The following is a 19,533-nucleotide window of genomic DNA, read 5'->3' as shown; positions in this document are numbered from 1 at the left end:
GCGGGATGTGAGCATGGGTGCGGCACGGCGTTTAGGCCTTGGCATGGGGCGGCTGCCGCCCGGCCCGAACAATGCGATCACGGACGTGCCGGGTGTCCTGGTCGGCCATAAGACGATCATCGCCGACGGACTTGCGACAGGCGTTACCGCCGTCTTGCCCCATGGCGGCGACCTGTTCAGATCCAAGGTCAGGGCGGCGGTCGATATTATCAACGGTTTCGGCAAGTCTGTCGGGCTTATGCAGTTGGCCGAACTGTGCACGATCGAAACGCCGATCCTTCTGACCAACACGTTTTCGGTCGCGCCATGTACAGAGGCGCTGATCAAGCGTGCCATTGCCGCCAACCCGGAGATCGGGCGCAAGACCAGCACGGTCAACCCCGTCGTTTGCGAATGCAATGACGGCGGCATCAATGATATTCAGGCAATGGCGGTCACCCGGCATGACGCCGAAGCGGCGCTGGATGCCGCGAGCGCCGGTCCGGTCGAACAGGGCAGCATCGGCGCCGGCACCGGAATGACGTCGTTTGGCTTCAAGGCGGGTATCGGCAGCGCATCCAGGTCGGTCGAGATCGGCTCTCGTGCCTTCACGCTCGGCGCTCTGGTGTTGTCCAACTTCGGCAGGGCAGGGGATCTTGTCCTCCCGGATGGCCGCAGAGCCGATCCCAAAGCGCTCGGCGAACCTGAAAGCGGGTCGATCATTATCATTCTCGGCACCGATATTCCTCTTGACGACCGGCAATTGAACCGTGCCGCCAGCCGGGCCGGCGCCGGCATTGCCCGCCTCGGTTCGTATTGGGGACACGGCAGTGGCGATATCGCCATCGCCTTCACGACCGCCGATCCTCTGCCGCACGTCCCGTCTTCACCGTTCAGTTCGATTTCGCGTGTCGATGACAGATACATAGACCTCGTTTTCGAAGCGGTTGTGGAAGCCACGGTCGAGGCCGTTCTGAACGCCCTGTGCGCCGCGCAAAGCGTGGTTGGACGAAATGGACGCAGGATTCCGGCGTTGACCGACTGGCTGAAGGAGCCCCTTTGAGCATGAAGATTTTCATTTCGGCCGATATCGAAGGCACCGCGGGCATTCAATCCTGGGACGAGGCGGAAAGAACGCATGCCGACCATAGGGAATTCCGCGAACTGATGACCGGGGAGGTCCTGGCCGCCTGCGAAGGAGCGCGAGCCGCTGGCGCAACTGAAATCATGATCAAGGATGCGCATGACAGCGGGCGCAACCTCAATCTCGAACGCATGCCGCCTTTTGCGCGCATCGTGAGGGGCTGGTCGGGACATCCGGACGCAATGATGTTCGGGATTGATGAAAGCTTCGATGCCGCGCTCTACACCGGCTACCATTCCAAGGCCGGCGTCGAGGACAACCCGCTCGCACACACATCGACATTGCGCATATCGCGGCTGATCCTGAATGGCGAAACAGCGTCCGAATTCACATTGAATGCGTTGTGCGCCGCGCGCTATGGCGTGCGCTCGGTATTTCTTTCCGGCGACGAAGGCATTTGCGCGGACGCCAGAGCCCTCGTCCCGGGGATAGCCACTGTCGAAACCCTCAAAGGCGTCGGCTCGGCCACCATCTCCCTGGCCCCTGCGGCAGCGCGCGGCGCAATATGCGAGGGCGTCGAACAGGCGTTGCGCGACGGGGCCCGGCAAGCTTTGCCGCCAATGCCGGAAAGGGTCGAGATCGTCATCGAATTCAGCAACCCCGTCGATGCCTATCGCGCCTCCTGGTATCCCGGGGTGCGCCGGCACGGACCACGTGCCGTCGCCTTTGCATCGAACGACTATTTCGAGGTGCTGCGCGCCTTCCGCTTCATGAAGAGCTGAAGGTCGCTGTGCCCGCGGCTGGCGCGGGGGGCTTCAACGTTTGCGCCAGCGCCTTCGATGATTGCCAAAGAGCCTCCACCATGGTGCTTCGCGTCTTCTCCGAGCTGCGGTACAATCGTATTTCGAGATCGAGCGTCCATCTGCTGTCATTCGAACAGATGACAAGGGCGCCATTGGAGATGTCGTTCTCGACGAGGCTTTCCGGCAGCCAGCAGATGCCCGCGCCGGTCAGGGCAAGTTCCTTGAGCCCGGCGCTGATTGTGCTTTCATGCACGGTCTGACGCCGGAATGGCGAGTGCTTCGAGAAGAGTTTTCCGAGGGCAACGCCAAAGAAAGAGCTGTAACCGTAGCCGAGATAAGGCAGAGCGAGCTTTGCCGTTTCCGGACTGTCCAGAATGCCCGCCGCGGGCACGGTCGACTTGTCGAAGCGCAGTTCCGGCGCCGCGACCGGGATGAGCCGATCCGATCCGATAGCCAGATGAGAAAACTTGTCGCGATCCAGGTGAAACGGCACCTCGCGGTGCGCATAGGTCAGGAAGAAGTCGGTTTCGCCATCGGTCAGTGCGGCCAGGTTCGCCTCGATGCCGCCTCTGTCAGCCATGAAGGACGTGCCGAAGGTGCGAGTGTTCCGCTGCACCTCCCGCAGCCAAACCGGAAAGAACGTGATGGTCAATGTGTGAAGGGCCGCAAAGCGTACAAGCCCCTGTTCCGCGGGCGGGCGCAGAGACTCGCGCACCGAATAGAACATCCTGATGGCGTCCTGCGCCATCGGAAGAAAATTGCGTCCGGCCGATGTCAGTTCGGCCGGCATGGTGGCACGACTGATGAGCGGTGCTCCGAGCCACGTCTCAAGTTGCTTGATGCGCCGACTGAAGGCCGATTGGGTGACATTGCGGATTTCGGCTGCCCGCGAAAAGCTCGATGTTTCTGCAAGCGTCACGAAATCTTCGAGCCATTTGATTTCCACGCGGCCTCTCCTCCACTGCGTTCGAGCATTGGTCGAACCGCAATGGGGAACATATTTCATTATAATTGCTGTGTTATGCAAATTTTGCATGCTTGATTGCGAAAACCGAATTGGCCTTGTGATCGCTGACGCCCCAACGTCTGCAAAATGAAAAAGCTGGCAATTGGAGCCAGTGGCAGGGGGAACGTGAAGTCGAGCGCGGGAGGAGAATCTGACCGCGTGCGAAACGGAATGCCACTCAAAGTCAATCTATGTCGGCGACGTCCGTGAACGCCGGGGGAGAAGAAAAAGCAGCATGAATTCGCAGAACCAAGCCGATCTCGTTTTGCATGGCGGCAAGATTTGGACCGGTTACGGAAATCCGATCGCGGAGGCGATTGCGGTCTTGGGCAACCAGGTCGTGGCCAGTGGCTCCAACGCCGATATCAAGCCCCTGATCGGAAAGGGCACGAGGGTCGTGGATCTGGCCGGGCGCTTCGCAATGCCTGGTCTGAACGATGCGCACCTGCATCTGATCTCGACGGGGCTCCTGCGTGGCAAGGTCGATGCGACGCCCGATGCCGCGCCGACCCGCGGCGCGCTCATGGCGGCCTTGCAGGCACGTGCCGCCGAAATGCCGAAAGGCGCATGGGTGACTGCGCGCGGGTTTGACCAGACCCGCTATCCCGACGGTTTGATGCCCACCGCGAAGGAGCTGGATGCAGCCCTGCCCGATCACCCCGTTTCCGTCACGCGCGCCTGCGGCCATGTCACTGTCGCGAATTCGCGGGCGCTGGCGCTGGCTGGAATCGACATCGACACGCCCGATCCGGATGGCGGCCTCATCGGCCGCGAAGCCGGACAATTGACCGGATTGCTGGCGGAGAACGCCCAGAACCTCGTCTACGATGTCCAGCCCACGCCCTCGCTTCCCGAGATCATCGACGCCATCGAGGCGGGCGGGCGGCACTTGCTACAATTCGGCATAACCTCCTGCATGGACGCGGCTGTCGGCCAGATCGACGGAATGACCGAGATCGAAGCGTATCGGCAGGCCGAGCGCGGCGGCCGGCTGCCGGTCCGGGTCTGGGCGACGCTCCTGGGCGATCCCGGTTCGTCCATCGTCGAGCCCTGTCATGCCGAGGGCCTCGTCACCGGCGGCGGCAGCGACATGTTCCGCATCGGCGGCGTGAAGGTGTTCACGGACGGTTCGGCCGGCGGACGCACGGCCTGGATGCGCCAGCCATATATTGGCCAGCCCGACAATTTCGGTGTCCGGATGCTGCCGGACACCCGCTTGTTTGAACTGGTCGACCGCTATACGACAATGGGCTACACCATGGTTTGTCATGGCATTGGCGACGCCGCCATCGACCAGCTCGTGCGCGCCTATGAACGTGTGCGCGCCGCCAACCCGGATCACAAGCACCGGCACCGGATCGAGCATTGCGGCTATGTCGACGATGCCATCAACCAGCGGATGCTCAAGGCGGGCATCCTGCCCGCGCCTCAGCAGGCTTTCATCTACGATTTCGGCGACGCCTATGTCTCGGTTCTCGGGCCGGAGCGCGGCTTGCGCTCCTATCCGATCGGAACCTGGGATCGTCTGGGCATGAAGCCGTCCACCGGCAGCGACTCGCCGGTTTGTTCGCCCAATCCCTTCCCCGACCTCTACGCCATGCTGACGCGCAAGACGCACAAGGGCACGGTAATGGACGCTTCCGAGATACTGACGCCCGAACAGGCGTTGCGCGCCTATACCGAACATGGTGCTTACTCCCAGGGCGCGGAAACGGTGAAAGGCCGGCTGGAGCCTGGAATGTTCGCGGACATCGCCGTGTTCTCCAATGACCTCCTGACGGCCGCACCGGAGAAAATCCTGCGTGAAACGCGCTGTGAGATGACAATTCTGGACGGGCGCATCGTCTATGAAGGAAGTTGAGGCGGGATGCCGGTTGGGCCCGCCTCTGACAGGAAATCAACAACGAACCACAGGGAGGAATTGAGGGATGTTGAACAGACTTGGCTTGATCGCGGCGCTTGCGCTTGGAACGGCGACCGCCGCGCTGGCGCAGGACGCCACACCGAAGGATGGGGGGAAATTGGTGTTTACCGCACCCTATGGCAACTCCATCACATCGCTGGACATCACGGCGACACCGCATACGCAAGACGAGATCGTGGCCAAAGCGATCAACCGCTCCCTCTACAAATGGAACCCGGAAAGCGGCAAGCCTGAGCTCGACCTCGCCGAAACGGTAGAGAAGTCGGCGGATGGCAAGACCTATACCTACAAGCTCCGGGAAGCGACCTTTCACAATGGCGACAAGCTCGACGCCGATGACGTGATCTGGTCCTACAACCGTCTGGCCGATCCCAAGAAGGCGCTGCCGGGCGCCGAGCAGATGCTGCAGATCGCCGGCGTCGCCGAATTTCAGGCAGGCAAGGCCGATCATATTTCCGGGTTGAAGAAGATCGACGACAGAACCATCGAAATCACCTTCATCAACCTGGCCGATCCGGGCTGGAACCTGATGTCGAACTATGCGCCGATCTACTCCAAGGACTATCCGGAGGATCAGCTCGCCTCCAAGCCGAACGGCCTTGGCCCGTTCAAGCTCGCCAATTACGTCGCGGGCTCGAAGGTCGAACTGGAGAAGTTCGACGGCTACTATGAGAAGGGCAAGCCGCACCTCGACAAGCTCGACATCATGCTGATGGGCGAAGCTTCGGCTCGCGACGTCGCCTTCCGCAACGCGGAGATCGACACCAACGTTCTCGGTCCTGTGCAGTATGAGGCCTACAGCCAGGATCCGGCGCTGAAGGATCACATCCTTGAGGTGGCCGAAGTCTACACCCGCAATATAGGCTTCAATCCGAAGGTCGAGGCATTCAAGGACAAGCGCGTCCGGCAGGCGATCAATTATGCGATCAACAAGGACCTGATTGTCGAGAAGCTCTTGAAGAACAAGGCTTATCCCGCGGTCTCCTGGCTGCCGATTTCATCGCCGGCCTTCGACAAGGACGCCAAGCCCTATGCCTATGATCCGGAAAAGGCCAAGGAACTGCTGAAGGAGGCAGGGTTCGAGACCGGCCTGAAGTTCTCGGTCACCGCGACCTCGAACGAAAGCTGGGGCCTGCCGATCGTCGAGGCGATCATCCCGATGCTGGCCAAGGTGGGCGTCACGGTGACGACCGACCCGGTGGAAAGCTCGGTCCTGTCCGACAAGATCCTGTCCGACAATTTTGATGCCTTTATCTGGTCGAACTCGTCGGGTCCGGATCCGCTGAAATATCTGAACTGCTTCTATTCGAAGACGTCGCAAACTGCCTGCAACTACGTCAAGTTCAACAACGCCGATTTCGACAAGCTGATCGAGCAGGCAGGCAACGAAACCGATCCGGCCAAGCAGAACGATCTTCTGAGGCAAGCCAACAACCTGCTGCAGGACGAGGCTCCGGTCTGGTTCTTCAACTACAACAAGGCCGTCATGGCCTATCAGCCATGGGTTCACGGGCTGAAGCCGAACGGCGCGGAACTGGCGATCCAGGATTACGAGGACATCTGGATCGACGACAGCGCACCCGCATCACGCAAGTAGCGCGATGGCATGGTTGGCGGGCGGGACCGGTTTGTACGGCCCCGCCCGCCGCACGGCGGTCACTTCCCGCCCGCCGCATGGCGCCCAGTTGTTGAAAGGCAGGATTCGCGGATGTCGCGCTTCATCTTTCGTCGCACGCTGCAGATGATCCCGACCCTGCTGGCGGTCGTGCTGATCATTTTCGTGATATTCAGCGTCGTCCCCGGCAGCTTCATATCGAGCCTGATGTCGGAGGGGCGCAACGCCACGAATGCCGATGTGATGGCGCATCTGAACGAGCAGTTCGGGCTGGACAAGCCTCTGCCGGTCCGCCTGTGGGATTATCTGTGGGGGCTGGCGCATTTCGACCTTGGAATTTCCTACCGCACCCGCGAACCGGTGTGGAACGTGATCGAGCCGCGGCTCTGGCCTTCGATCAAACTGGCGCTAGCGGCCATGGGCTTTGCCGCAGCAGTCGGTATTCCTCTGGGATTTCTGGCCGCGCTGAAGCCCGGCAGCGTGTTGGACACCGGCACGATGATGCTGGCGGTTTCCGGCCTGTCGGTTCCCGAATTCTGGCTAGGCTTGCTGCTAATGTACGTCTTTGCGCTGCAGCTCGGCCTGCTGCCGAGCTTCGGTTACCAGCCCGGCGGCATCCGCTACATCATATTGCCTGCCATCGCTCTCGGCGTATCGCCGATGGCGCTCTTGGCGCGAACCACGCGCGCGGGCGTTCTGGACGTGATGAACGCGGATTTCGTGCGCACGGCGCGAGCCAAAGGGTTGACCGAACCGCGTCTGGTGCGCAGTCACGTTACCCGCAACGTGCTGGTGTTGATCCTGACCACGCTTGGCCTTCAGATCGGTTCGCTCATGGGGCAGGCGATCGTGATCGAGAAACTGTTTTCCTGGCCAGGGATCGGGTCGCTTCTGGTAGACAGCGTGTCGGCACGCGACATTCCCGTGGTTCAGGGCACGGTCATCGTGATCGTGTTGTGGTTCCTTGTCATCAACATGCTGGTCGATATCGCCTATGCCATGATCGACCCGCGCATCAAGGTGGCCTGATCCATGCGGTTGCGTTTCAATTTCGCCCTTGGGCTGGCGCTGGCGTTGCTCGTGGTCGCCGCAGCTGTCAGCGCCGGCTGGATTGCCCCGTACAACCCGATATTCGACGCCGACTTGATGAATTCTGAAATGCCGCCGAGCTGGGACCATCTTTTGGGCACGGACGGGCAGGGTCGCGACGTCTTTTCCCGTATCCTCTACGGCGCCAGGGTATCGCTGACCGTCGGCCTCGTTTCGCAGTTGATCAACTCGTGCATCGGTATGGCGCTTGGGGTATCGGCGGGTTATTTCGGAGGCTGGTGGGACGATCTGGTGAACGGGCTGACCAACGTCATGCTGGCGATCCCGTCCCTGGTATTCGCGCTCGCCATCATGGCGGTGTTGGGACCCGGCTTGCCAAGCCTACTGATCGCTTTGGGCCTGACCAACTGGTCCTGGACGTGCCGCATCGCCCGCAGTTCCACCTTGTCGCTCAAGAATCAGGGCTTCGTGCAGGCTGCCAGGGCGGCCGGCTTCAGCGACGCTAATATCATGCGCACGCAGATACTGCCGAATATCGTCGGTCCGGTGCTGGTCATCGCGACACTTGGCATCGGCGGCGCGGTTCTGGCGGAAGCTGCACTGTCTTTCCTCGGCGTCGGCATCCGGCCGCCGCAGCCGAGCTGGGGCAACATGCTGACCGATGCGCGCGAACTGATCCGCACCGCCCCCTGGGCCTCGCTGTTCCCCGGCCTCGCAATCTTCGCCACGGTCCTTGGCTTCAACCTGCTCGGTGACGGGCTGCGCGACATGCTGGATCCACATATGAGGATCAGGCAGGCATGAGCGGCATCCTTCCCGACCCTGTTCTGTCCGTCCGCGACCTGCGCATCGGCGTCGGCAAGCGGAACGAAATCCTTCACGGCGTGTCTTTCGATATCCTGCCCGGGGAAACTTACGGACTTGTCGGCGAATCCGGCTCGGGCAAAAGCATCACCGGCCTTTCGGTGATGGGGCTGCTTAAGCGCCCGCTGGAGGTGACCGGCGGCTCGATCTTCTTCCGGAGCCAGGACGTGTTGAAGCTTGGCGGCCGCGCCAGGCGCCGTCTGCGCGGCGACCGTATGGCGATGGTGTTTCAAGAGCCCATGACGGCGCTCAATCCGCTGATGGCAATTGGCCGTCAGATCGCGGAAATGTTCGTCGTTCACAGGGGCTTCGGCTGGTCGGATGCGCGCAGGAAAGCCGTCGAGGCGCTGGAAAGCGTTCGGGTGCCGGCGCCCGAGGAACGCGCCCTCTCCTATCCCCATCAACTGTCGGGAGGGATGCGTCAGCGCGTCATGGTTGCCATTGCACTGGCCTGCCGTCCCGACCTGCTGATTGCGGACGAGCCGACCACCGCGCTTGATGTGACGGTCCAGGCAGGCGTCCTGGAATTGCTTGCTGAGCTTTGCACGGCTGAAGGAACGGCCGTGCTGCTGGTCAGTCACGATTTGGGCGTGATCGCCAATATGTGCCGACGCGTCGGGGTCATGGACCGGGGGCGGCTTGTCGAGGAACAGGACACCAAGGCTCTGTTCGAAAATCCGCTGCATCCCTATACCCGCGGCCTGCTCGCGGCGCGTCCGCGCCTGGGGTCGCGAACGCTGGTGGGACGCGCTCGCCTGACCGAACTTGACCAGATCGTGACGGGCGAGGAGCGTGGACGCGACGCACCGACGCTGACCACGCCGCGCGGCTTTGGCCTGGAGGCGATCGCATGAACCAGCCTCTTCTGGAAATCCGCGACCTCACTGTCCATTTCCCGCTGCAGCGTCGCTCATTGTTGGGGTCAAAACGGACGCTTCGTGCCGTTCAGGGCGTGAACCTGACGCTGAACGAGGGAGAGTGCCTGTCCATCGTCGGTGAATCCGGCTGCGGAAAATCCACCACCGCGCTGACCGTGATGGGCCTGCAGGAGCCGACTTCGGGAAAGATCCTGTTCCAGGGCAAGCCGTTGACAGGCCCTGGCGCCCCCGCCCGCAAGGAGCGCGCGCGCATCGCCCAGATGGTGTTTCAGGACCCGTATGCGTCGCTGAATCCGCGCCAGACCATCGGCCGCATGCTGTCCTCGCAGCTTTCTCTGCATGGAATCGCCAAGGGAAGCGAGGCCAGCCACCGCGTCGCCGAGATGCTGACCCGCGTTGGCCTGACCCCCGATCACGCCGACCGTTATCCGCATGAATTCTCGGGTGGGCAGCGACAGCGGATCGGCATCGCGCGGGCGTTGATGCTTGACCCGAAGATCCTGGTGCTGGACGAGCCGGTGTCGGCGTTGGACGTGTCCATCCAGGCGCAGATCATCAACCTACTGATGGACCTGCAGGAAACGCTGGGTTTGAGTTACATCATGATCTCCCACGATCTGAGCGTGGTCGAGCATGTCAGCGATCGGGTTGCCGTCATGTATTTCGGCCGCGTGGTGGAGGAGGGTGACTGGCATTCGATTTTCAGCCGCCCGACGCATCCCTACACGCGTCGCCTGATCGGTTCGGTCCCCGATCCCGACGCGATCCTGACCGGGGCACGTGCCTTGCCGGATGCTGCCTTCGTTCCAGGCGCCGCCCGCTTTTCGCCCGACATTTCGCGCCGTCCGGATCCCGACGAAGAACCCGAGCCAAGCGAGCTTGTCGAGATCGGCCGCGGTCATCGCGTGCGCCTCGCGCAATAGGAATTGCCCATGACCTTCACCGTCCTTACCGGCGAATTCATGCATGAGAGCAATACGTTCTCGCGCTTCCGTACCGACTTGCCGCAGTTTCAGGTGGACACGCTTCTCCTTGGCGATGACGCGATCCGCGCCCGGCGCAACGCCAATACCGAACTTGCCGGGTTCATGGATGTGGCGGAACCGGCAGGCTGGAATGTGATCCACGCGATTTCGGCACATGCCGTGCCTGGGGGACGGGTGACGAAAGCCGCCTATGACCACATCGCCGATATTATCCTGGAGGCGGCGCGTTCGAACAAGAGCCGCCTCGACGGAGTGCTGCTTGGACTTCATGGCTCGATGGTGCCCGAGTTTTGCCCCGACGGGGAAGGGTATCTGCTGGGCCTTCTGCGGGACGAACTCGGAGCGGACATTCCTGTTGCGGTAACGCTCGATCTTCATGCGATGGTGTCGGAAGACATGGTTCGGGACGCGCAGATCCTTGTCTCCTACAAGACCTATCCGCATGTGGATATGCGCGAAATCGGTGCGCATGCCGCCCGTATCCTGGATCGCGCAATGAGAGGTGAAATCGCGCCCCGGACCGTCAGGGCGCATGTGCCGATGCTGGACGAAGCGAATTCCGGCCGCACCGACATTCCCGAGACTCTGGCCCTTTATGACCGCGCCCGCGAGGCCGAGGCCGAGGGCTTGCTCGCGGTTTCCGTCAACGCAGCCTTCACGGGGGCAGACGTGTCCTGCGTCGGTCCCACCGTGCTCGCAACCTATGACAGCCGTGATCCCGGCGCCAAGGCAGCCGCCATGCGTGTGACAGAGGAACTTGCCGACAAGATCTGGCAGGGTCGGACCAAGAAACGCAATGTTTTCATCGAGGTCGACCAGGCTGCTGCCGAGGCGCATGCCTGGCGCGGCGACAAGCCACTGGTCATTGCCGATTATGCCGACAATCCCGGCGCCGGTTCCTACGGCGACTCGACCGCGCTGTTGAAGGGCCTGCTTGATGCGGGAGTGAGGGGTGCGGTACTCGCGCCGATGATCGATCCTCAAGCGGCAAATGAACTGCACCGTCACCGGCAAGGCGAAACCGTGACGGTGACGATCGGCGGCAAGGGCGACGCCAATTTCGGCGGCGGCCCGCTGACGGTGACGGGTGTGCTGACCAGGCTTTCGGACGGCACCTATGTCGGCGACGGACCGATTCAGGGCGGGCTCGCCCATAGTTTCGGGCCCACCGCCGTAATCGATGTCGACGGGATCGAAGTCCTGGTCGTTTCAGAAGCGCAGCAGATGGTCGACCTTCAGCAATTGCGGGCTTTCGGGATAGAACCGACGGCCCGCCGCGTGTTGGTCCTGAAGTCGATGCAGCATTTCCGGGCGGCATTTGAGCCGATAGCGGGCAAGGTCATCGTCTGCGATGCGGGCGCGCTGGCAACGCCGCGGGCAGATCGGCGTCCCTATATCCACGCGCCGCGCCCGCTCTGGCCGCTCGACAAGGATTTCGAGCGCTTTGTTCGTCCCGTTTCCTTGGCCGACACACTCTAACCACTTCTGCTCGAGCCGCATCGTTTCTCAGCCGGCCTTCGCGAAAAGCATCAGCGGGGCACATCTGCCGGGTTTTTCGCGACAAAGGCGCGCCGGCGCGGCCTTGATCCTGCTCCTCAGATGACCCCGCCATTCGCTCGGACGATCTGGCCGTTGATCCAGCCGCTGTCCGGTCCGATCAGCAGGGAGACGACGCGTGCGATGTCGTCGACCTCGCCCAGACGGCCGAGCGGGTTCATCTGTTTGATGCGGTCGAGCGTAGCCTGATCCTTGCCTTCGAGAAAAAGCTCGGTGGCCACCGGTCCCGGCGCAACCGCGTTGACCGTGATGGCGCGGGATCCCAACTCCTTCGCCAGGATGTGGGTGAGCGCTTCGACCGCGGCCTTGGTGGCCGCGTAAACGCCATAGGTCGGCTGGTAGAGTCCGACGACGCTGGTCGAGAAGTTAACGATGCGGCCGCCGTCGCGCAGGCGCCTCGCCGCCTCGCGAAGGCCGTTGAACGTGCCCTTGAGGTTGATCGCGATGGTCTGATCGAAGGTCGCATCATCAAATTGGGCGACCGGCGCGAGCTTCATGATGCCGGCATTGTTCACCAGCACGTCGACGCCGCCATGGGCCGCTTCGGCGGAATCGAACATCCGTCTCACAGCTTGCGGGTCGCTGACATCGGCCTGGAAGGAGGTGGCTCGACCACCGGCTTTTTCGATCTCATCCACCAGCTTGGCGGCCGCGTTGGCACTGCCTGCATAGTTGACGACGACCGTGAGGCCGTCGCTCGCCAGCCGGCGGGCGATGGCCGCTCCAATGCCGCGAGACGCTCCCGTGACGATCGCAACCCTGTTCGTTGGGCTAGTCATTGTCGTTGTTCCTTTGCCGTGTTGCTGCCGACATCAATCCTTCGCTCGATAGTCCTCGGGGACCACGAAGACCTCGTCGGCGCGGGCGTAGCCGCCGTCCTTGACTTCCTCGATCAGGACCATGGTGTGCGGCCGAGCGGCCTCGGAGAAATATTCCACGAGCATCGCCGTGGCCCGATGGACGATCTCTTCTTTCTGGGCCCGGTTCAGGGCCGCCTCGGGGACCTTGAAATTAACGAAGGGCATGATCTTCACTCCTGTCGATCTGATGACTTGAATGGTGTGAAGATAGCTGTTTTTAAAACCAGCACTAGAAAGCCGATTTCAACATCACCATTTCAAAGTCCATAACAATCGACTACGAGATCGCCATGGATCGCATCGACATCATGCGGCTCTTCGTCAGGATCGTCGAGCGCGGGAGCTTTGCTCAGGCCGCGCGGGACCTGCAGGTTCCGCGTCCCACCGCCACCCATGCGATCCAGCGCCTGGAAGCGGATCTCGGTGTTCGGCTCCTCGAACGGACAACCCGAACTGTGAGGCCGACGCTCGATGGCGCGCTCTACCACGAACGCTGCATACGGCTCCTTGCGGACCTGGATGAGGTGGAGAGTGTCTTCAGGAATGCCGAACCCAAGGGTCCGCTTCGTGTGGATATGCAGGGGACCATCGCGCGGTTTTTCGTCATGCCCGTCTTGCCCGAGTTCATCACGCGCTATCCCGGCATCTCGCTCAGCCTCAGCGAAGGCGACCGGATGGTCGACCTCATCACTGAAGGCGTCGATTGCGTCGTGCGAGCCGGCGAACTGTCCGACTCGTCTCTGATCGGTCGCCGCATAACCGCCTTCGAGCAACTCACCCTGGCGAGCCCAGCCTATCTCGAACGTCACGGCGTCCCTTCGACACCGGATGATCTCGGCGGCCATCGAATGGTTGCCTATACCGCCTCCGCGACAGGGCAGCCATACCCGCTGGAATTCTATAAGGACGGCGCGGCAAGAGAGGTTCCACTACCCTACGATATTGTCGTCCGGGGCGCCGAAATCTACACGGCCTCCGGCGTTGCCGGGCTCGGATTGATACAGGTCCCGCGCTATCGCGTAGAACATCAGATCGCCGCCGGACAGTTGGTTCCAATACTGGAAACCTTTCCACCCCCGGCGATACCCGTATCCGTGCTCTATCCCCAGAGCCGCCATCTGTCTTCGCGGATCAGGGTGTTCATCGATTGGCTGGCGGACGTCTTTCGCGCCCCTCGCGGCGCTGCCGGGAGTTCCTCTCAGAAGGGCTCGGTCGAGATATCAAGCTGAGGCAGTTCATCGTTGTAGGCCACGCTTCGGCACGCCGTCTCATCGCCCGTCTCTATGCATGAATGTGAGGTGCCGCCGGTGCAGGCGAAGGCGTCTGGCGAGCAAAAGCGCCAGGCTAAGCACGAGCACGGCGCTGCCGGCCACCAGCGCCTGGGCCGCCAGAACCATGACTGTCTGCTCCGTCGTCGAGCCTGCCCGCATCTGGCGCACATCGGCTGCCGTGACACTGACTTCCGGGTCCCCGAAGCGCGCGGTCACATAGTTTGCAAGGGCCGCCACCTGGCCGTCGTCCAGCCAGCCGTCAAAGGCCGCCATCGATTTGCGGCCCGCGACGCCGCCTGCCTTGACGCCTTCAAGGATGGTCATGACGACATTCTCGGGCGAGGTTACGCCGAGAGTGCTGTTGTTGGTCAGTGATGGATAGGTGCCATCCGCCGATCCGCCTCCATTCAGGCCGTGGCATCCCGAGCAGAGCGACCGGTAGAGATCGTCGCCCACCGCGACCCCGCTACCCTGCACGCTGGTCTTCGTCCCGGCATCGCGGGCGGCTGCGGGCGGATTGGTCCACGCGAAGCGCGGCCGCTTCTCGTCTCCCGATCGGGCGGGCACGGTCCTGAGATAGGCGACGATGGCACGAATATCGTCGTCCGAAAGATATTGCAGACTGTTCATGACCGTTTCCGCCATCGGACCGCCCGCATACGCCTTTCCAGGCACGGCGCCGGTCTTGAGAAACCGAGACAGCTCCTCATCGCTCCAGCCGCCTATGCCCGCGATCTTGTCGCTGCTGATGTTGAACGCCTGCCAGATGCCGGCGCTGCCGCCGGCAAGCTTGCGGTCTTCATCCATGCCGAAGGTCGTATTCCTCGGCGTGTGGCAGGCGCCGCAGTGCCCAAGCACCTCCACCAGGTAGGCGCCCCTGTTCCACGCGGCGGTTCGGCTTGGATTTGGCCCGAAGCCACCAGCGTGGAGGTTGGCAAGTTTCCACAACCAGAGCGTCCAGCGCTGGTTAAATGGAAAAGGCAGGATGTTTGGCGGCCGCGGCTGAGAAATCGGCGCCTTCGTGAGCAGGTACGCTCGGATCGCGAGCACGTCCTCGCGGTTCATCCCGGCGAAGCTGTCGTATGGCATGGCGGGATAGAGATCGGCCCCGTCGCGTCTGACGCCTTTCTGCACGGCTCGCACGAATTCGTCGGCGGAATAGCGCCCGATGCCTGTGTCGGGGTCCGGTGTGATGTTGGTGGAATAGACATCGCCGAACGGCGTCGGTACCCGATAGCCTCCGGCGAAAGGCCGGCTCGGATTGGACGTGTGGCAGCCGACGCAATCGGCGGCTCGGGCAAGATATTCGCCTTTCTGGATCTCGTTCGCCCGCAGCGGCGTGCCAGGCGCCAGCGACGCCATGACGGCCGCGACTACGCGTAGGAGGACGGCGAGGAACGGAATCCCTGCGGCAGGCCGACGCGAACGCTGCCCCTGGCGGATGACCGCTCGTCGGCTCCGCTGCACAGTCACAGTTCGCACCCGCTGAAGATCAATCCGGCCGCCATTTGCGCCAGCATGACGAGCGTGAACAGGGCCCCGATGCCTACCGAAGTCCTGGCCAGAAACGCGCGCGTGCGCGCCTTCAGGGGCGGGCTCGTGCCGTGCCTTGGATCACGAACAGCGCGCCACGAGGCCAGGGCGCCCAGCGCCGCGATGGCGGCGCCTGTCAGCGAGAACAGGGCGGTGGGCCGAAACCCGACGCTGCATTGCCAGTATGCGATTGAATAATCGAGCTGCAGCGATACCGCCCATGCTGTTGGTCCGGTGACCAGGCCTGCCCAGGAAACGCCCGTGCGGATCGCCTGCATGTTACATCCTCGGGACCCAGTAGATTACGAGATAGAGCACGACCCATGAGACGGCCACGAAGTCCCAGTAGAAGGCATTGTCCGACACGTCGCTGAAGTGACGTCCGGTGTTGCCTTTCTTGGTGAACATGAGAACGGCGAGCACGATCGTGTCCCCGACATCGGTGAGGAGGTGTGTCGTGTGCAGGCCGAGCAGGAACCAGACGATCGACCCGTAGGCGTTCTGGTCCCAGGAGATCCGGAGCGCGGGAAATTCCCAGATGCGCACGATCAGGGGAAGAATTCCGGCGATCGACATGACGACGATGCCGATGCGCACCTTCACAAGGTCCTGCCGCCGCGCCCAAAGATCGATCAGACGGTTGGGAACGGCGCTGGCAAGCAGAATGACCAATATTGCCGTGCCCGGCAGGAGATCGGGTGCCGGCGCCCCGATCGGCCAATGCCGCGCCTGCACAGCCAGGTAGAAATAGGTGCCGATCGCCAGGGCAAAACCGGTCGCTTCAAGGGCGATGAAGGCCACCGTTCCCCACCAGATCGGGCTCGCCGCTCCAAAATCATAGGTGGGCAGGTGGCTGACGTCGACGGTTGGCCGGTGTCTCATTCTTCGTCCTCCGGCTCGCCTTTCGGCCAGAACCAGCAGATGAAGCCGATCGAGACCGGTATCGCGCCCCAGACCACCGCCCATGGCGTGTATATCGAGCCCAGAAACGCGCCGCCCACGGCAATGGCCGAGAGCAGCGGCCAGATCGAATTGTCGGCCGATGGCACGCGCAGTTGCGGCACCGCATCGGCGACTGTGCCGGCAAGCACTTCGCGCGCGTCGACGCGCAGGCCCTCGACGACCGGGAGTATGTCGGCTTCGGCCCAGAGCGGCTCGCGATGGGTCACCACTGGCAGGCGCGAAAAATCGTAGGAAGGCGGCGGCGACGTCGTTGCCCATTCCAGTGTGCTCGCCCCCCAGGGATTGTCTCCCGCGATGCGGCCGTTGCGAAGGCTGAGCAGCACGTTCAGGACGAAAAGCGCGAAGCCGGCGAACACCACCAGCGACGAGATGCTGATGAACAGGTTCGTGCCGCCCCAGCCGCTCGCCGGCGGATAGGTGTAGACGCGCCGCGGCATGCCTTGCAGGCCAAGCATGTGCATCGGGAAGAAGGTGAGATTGAAGCCGATGAAGACAAGCCAGAAATTCCAGTGGCCGAGCCTCTCGGACAGCATGCGGCCGGTGATCTTGGGAAACCAGTAGTAGACAGCGCCGAGCAGGGGGAAGACGGCGCCTCCGACCAGCACATAGTGGAAATGCGCGACCACGAAATAGGTGTCGTGCACCTGCAGGTCGAGCGGCACCGAGGCGACCATGACCCCGGTCAGCCCGCCGATCACGAAGGTGAAGATGAAGCCGAGCACGAAAAGCAGTGGCGTTGCAAAGATCGGCCGGCCGCCCCAGATCGTCGCGATCCAGCAGAAGATCTGGATGCCGCTCGGAATGGCGATCATCATCGAGGAGGCGGTGAAAAAGCTCTCGCCGAGCTGCGGCAGGCCGGTGGCGAACATGTGGTGCACCCACAGTCCAAAGGAAAGAAAGCCGATCGCAACCAGCGACAGCACGATCCCGAGATAGCCGAAGACGGGGCGGCGCACGAAGGTCGGCAGGATAGCCGAGACGAAGCCGGTCGCGGGAATGAAGATGATATAGACCTCCGGGTGGCCGAAGAACCAGAACAGGTGTTGCCAGAGCAGTGCGTCGCCCCCAGCCGCCGGGTCGAAGAACCTGGTGCCGACCAGCCGGTCGAGGATCAGCATCGTGCTCGACACCATCACGGCGGGCATGGCGAACAATATGACGAAAGCCGTGACGAGGACCGACCAGACATAGAGCGGGATGCGATCGAGTGACATGCCCGAAGCGCGCTGCTTGAACACGGTCGCGATAATCTCGACGGCGACCGCGAGCGCGGATACTTCGGTGTAGGTCACCATCTGCGCCCAGAAATCGGGGCGCTTGCCGATCCCATATTCAGGTCCGGCGAGTGGCACGTAGGAAAACCAGCCGGCATCCGCGCCGGTGTCGAAAGCGAAGGCGATCCAGATCATCAACCCGCCTGAAAGATAGACCCAGTAGCTGAAGGCATTGAGCCGTGGGAAGGCGACGTTTCGGGTGCCGATCATCAGCGGCACCAGGTAGATGGCGAACGCTTCCATGACAGGTACGGCGAACAGGAACATCATCGTCGTGCCATGCATGGTGAAGAGCTGGTTGTAGAGATCGGGGCCGATATGGCGTGCCTCCGGCGTGGCAAGCTGGAACCGCATGGCAAGTGCCGACAGGCCTGCAAGGGCGAGGAACAGGAAGGCCGTCACCATATAGCGCCGTCCGATCAGCTTGTGGTCGACCGTGACGAGCCAGCCATAGAGACCGTTCTGCGTCCGCCAGGCATGCGCCAGATAGTCGTGCAGTCTTGCCTCGTCGAGGCCGGTGTCGCGGATGCCTTTCAGGGCCGCTTCCTGTCTTTGCCCGGCCGTCTTCCCGGCAACGCCACTCATTCAAGGCTTCCAAGATAGACGACGACCGCATGAAGATCGTCGGCGCTGAGAGCAATGCGCGGCATCTTCGCGCCGGGTTTTATGGATTGCGGATCGGCGATCCACGCGGCAAGTGAGCCGGGCGCCATGGCCAGCGTGTCGGCGGCCAATGCATGCCGGTTTGCGAGGTGGGTAAGGTCGGGCCCGACCGTCCCCTTGGCCGGCGTGCCCCTTATCGTGTGGCAGAGAGCGCAACCGGTAGAAAGAAAAGCCTGCTGGCCGCGGCGTTCCTCCTCGCTGGCAGGCGCGATGGCGGCGGCGTCTTGTCTGGATCGCCATGCCTCGAACGCTTCGCGGCTTTCCGCGATGACGGTGATGGCCATGTGGGCATGCTGGTAGCCGCAGAACTCGGCGCACTGGCCGCGATAGACACCGGGCCTGTCGGCAATGAGGGTGATCTCGCTCGGGCGGCCCGGAATGAGGTCCCTTTTGCCGGCGAGGCTTGGCACCCAGAAACTGTGAATGACATCGATCGAATCGAGCTCGACCTTGACCGGTTCGCCGACGGGAACGTGGATTTCGTTCGCCGTGACAATCATGCGCGACCGATCATCGTTGGGATAGCGTATCTCCCACCACCATTGATGCCCTGTGATGCGGATGGTGAGTGTCTCCTTTCCGCCCAGCGAGGCAATGGATTTGCCGGCGAAGAAGCTCGTTATCGTCAGTGCAGCGAGAACCAGCGAGGTCGCCGCGACGGCGCTTCCGACCGCGCGGCCAAACCTGTGCTCCTGATGGCTGTCGATGACCAGCGGCGGGGGTGCTGCTTGCGCCCGGCGCCGATGGAAGAGCGCCATTACCAGGGCGAGCATGACGAGCAGCCAGGTGATCGTCGCCACCGCGCCAAAGGACCAGATCAGATCGAGAATCGCACGGGCATTCGCACCGTGTGCGTGGAGCGCGGATTGCCAGTCGCTGCACCCGCTCAGGACCGGTGTCCACCCTAGTGTAGACGCGGGGCCGACCCATTTCGGGATGTCTGGAAAACGGTTGCGGTGCGCGGTTCGAGCTGCACGTGCAAGGGCGGGCGCGATCGATGATCGCCGTCCTTGGCGGAGGCGGATGAACCGGCCCGTGCATCTTGCCATGTAAAATTCACCATCGATGAAGGCGATAACGCGGATCGCTGTAAAAGGATGCTTGGCAACGATGGCCGGCTTTGTCCGCCACGCGATTGGCGCCGGCCCGATGCTTGCGCGCCGGGAGCGCAACCAAATGGCGGATATGTCCGTTTCTCCAGGCAAAGGCACGGGACGCATCGG

General features: G+C 62.4%; 18 protein-coding genes. 10 read left to right on the top strand and 8 right to left on the bottom strand.

The genetic code is table 11. The features are described 5' to 3' along the window. The first annotated feature begins 13 nt into the window (after positions 1-13). Entirely contained in the window at positions 14-1,042 is a 1,029-nt protein-coding gene (locus LB551_RS26325; protein ID WP_224661027.1) for a P1 family peptidase, read from the top strand. A gap of 2 nt (positions 1,043-1,044) precedes the next feature. After that, entirely contained in the window at positions 1,045-1,845 is an 801-nt protein-coding gene (locus tag LB551_RS26320) for a M55 family metallopeptidase (RefSeq protein WP_224661026.1), read from the top strand. Here the strand turns inward: LB551_RS26320 and LB551_RS26315 are convergent. After that, positions 1,832-2,812, bottom strand: a complete 981-nt coding sequence (locus LB551_RS26315) for a LysR family transcriptional regulator (protein ID WP_318012766.1) — start codon at positions 2,810-2,812, stop codon at positions 1,832-1,834. The two genes, LB551_RS26320 and LB551_RS26315, sit on opposite strands and share 14 nt — an antisense overlap. Positions 2,813-3,107: 295 nt before the next feature. Here LB551_RS26315 and LB551_RS26310 point away from each other — a divergent pair, with 295 nt between their 5' ends. The 7 genes from LB551_RS26310 (at position 3,108) to LB551_RS26280 (ending at position 11,668) form a co-directional block, all read left to right on the top strand. Then, positions 3,108-4,733 (top strand): amidohydrolase, encoded by a 1,626-nt coding sequence (locus LB551_RS26310; RefSeq protein WP_224661024.1) that lies wholly within the window; start codon positions 3,108-3,110, stop codon positions 4,731-4,733. 67 nt (positions 4,734-4,800) lie between these two features. Beyond that, positions 4,801-6,393, top strand: a complete 1,593-nt coding sequence (locus LB551_RS26305; protein ID WP_140515182.1) for an ABC transporter substrate-binding protein — start codon at positions 4,801-4,803, stop codon at positions 6,391-6,393. Between the two features lie 111 nt (positions 6,394-6,504). Continuing rightward, the gene (locus LB551_RS26300) at positions 6,505-7,440 is read left to right on the top strand and encodes an ABC transporter permease (RefSeq protein ID WP_140497345.1); all 936 of its coding nucleotides are present in this window, start codon (positions 6,505-6,507) and stop codon (positions 7,438-7,440) included. Between the two features lie 3 nt (positions 7,441-7,443). Continuing rightward, the gene (locus LB551_RS26295) at positions 7,444-8,265 is read left to right on the top strand and encodes an ABC transporter permease (RefSeq protein WP_140497347.1); all 822 of its coding nucleotides are present in this window, start codon (positions 7,444-7,446) and stop codon (positions 8,263-8,265) included. A 5-nt stretch (positions 8,266-8,270) separates the two neighbouring features. Next, positions 8,271-9,179, top strand: coding sequence for an ABC transporter ATP-binding protein (locus tag LB551_RS26290; RefSeq protein ID WP_411910493.1), 909 nt, complete (start codon positions 8,271-8,273; stop codon positions 9,177-9,179). Further along, positions 9,176-10,126 carry an ABC transporter ATP-binding protein gene (locus LB551_RS26285; RefSeq protein WP_224625789.1) on the top strand — a complete coding sequence of 317 codons (951 nt, stop codon included), beginning with the start codon at positions 9,176-9,178 and terminating at the stop codon, positions 10,124-10,126. Before LB551_RS26290 ends, LB551_RS26285 begins: the two co-directional genes overlap by 4 nt. Positions 10,127-10,135: 9 nt before the next feature. Further along, complete coding sequence (locus LB551_RS26280) at positions 10,136-11,668, top strand: M81 family metallopeptidase (protein WP_224625777.1); 1,533 nt, start codon at positions 10,136-10,138, stop codon at positions 11,666-11,668. Between the two features lie 116 nt (positions 11,669-11,784). Here LB551_RS26280 and LB551_RS26275 read toward each other — a convergent pair whose 3' ends face one another. Both LB551_RS26275 and LB551_RS26270 read right to left on the bottom strand, forming a co-directional pair. Then, positions 11,785-12,525: an SDR family oxidoreductase gene (locus LB551_RS26275; RefSeq protein WP_224625776.1), complete on the bottom strand. Its 741-nt coding sequence runs from the start codon at positions 12,523-12,525 to the stop codon at positions 11,785-11,787. Between the two features lie 33 nt (positions 12,526-12,558). Continuing rightward, positions 12,559-12,771: a tautomerase family protein gene (locus LB551_RS26270; protein WP_224625774.1), complete on the bottom strand. Its 213-nt coding sequence runs from the start codon at positions 12,769-12,771 to the stop codon at positions 12,559-12,561. Between the two features lie 125 nt (positions 12,772-12,896). Here LB551_RS26270 and LB551_RS26265 point away from each other — a divergent pair, with 125 nt between their 5' ends. Beyond that, positions 12,897-13,835: a LysR family transcriptional regulator gene (locus tag LB551_RS26265; protein WP_224625772.1), complete on the top strand. Its 939-nt coding sequence runs from the start codon at positions 12,897-12,899 to the stop codon at positions 13,833-13,835. Between the two features lie 39 nt (positions 13,836-13,874). On the opposite strand, the gene LB551_RS26260 is transcribed toward LB551_RS26265, so the two are convergent. The 5 genes from LB551_RS26260 to coxB all read right to left on the bottom strand — a co-directional run bounded on the left by LB551_RS26260 (position 13,875) and on the right by coxB (position 19,530). Beyond that, positions 13,875-15,239: a c-type cytochrome gene (locus tag LB551_RS26260; RefSeq protein ID WP_224625771.1), complete on the bottom strand. Its 1,365-nt coding sequence runs from the start codon at positions 15,237-15,239 to the stop codon at positions 13,875-13,877. 107 nt (positions 15,240-15,346) lie between these two features. After that, on the bottom strand, positions 15,347-15,688 hold the full coding sequence (locus LB551_RS26255) for a hypothetical protein (RefSeq protein WP_224625768.1): 342 nt from the start codon (positions 15,686-15,688) through the stop codon (positions 15,347-15,349). Between the two features lies 1 nt (position 15,689). Beyond that, complete coding sequence (locus tag LB551_RS26250; RefSeq protein WP_224625766.1) at positions 15,690-16,292, bottom strand: heme-copper oxidase subunit III; 603 nt, start codon at positions 16,290-16,292, stop codon at positions 15,690-15,692. After that, the gene (ctaD, locus tag LB551_RS26245) at positions 16,289-18,232 is read right to left on the bottom strand and encodes a cytochrome c oxidase subunit I (RefSeq protein ID WP_224625764.1); all 1,944 of its coding nucleotides are present in this window, start codon (positions 18,230-18,232) and stop codon (positions 16,289-16,291) included. Before ctaD ends, LB551_RS26250 begins: the two co-directional genes overlap by 4 nt. Beyond that, positions 18,229-19,530: a cytochrome c oxidase subunit II gene (gene coxB / locus LB551_RS26240; protein WP_318012765.1), complete on the bottom strand. Its 1,302-nt coding sequence runs from the start codon at positions 19,528-19,530 to the stop codon at positions 18,229-18,231. The genes ctaD and coxB overlap by 4 nt, the downstream gene beginning before the upstream one ends. Positions 19,531-19,533 lie beyond the last annotated feature (3 nt).

Source organism: Mesorhizobium sp. BR1-1-2 (assembly GCF_020165435.1).
GTDB lineage: Bacteria > Pseudomonadota > Alphaproteobacteria > Rhizobiales > Rhizobiaceae > Mesorhizobium.
This window is presented reverse-complemented; position numbering and strand designations above follow the sequence as displayed.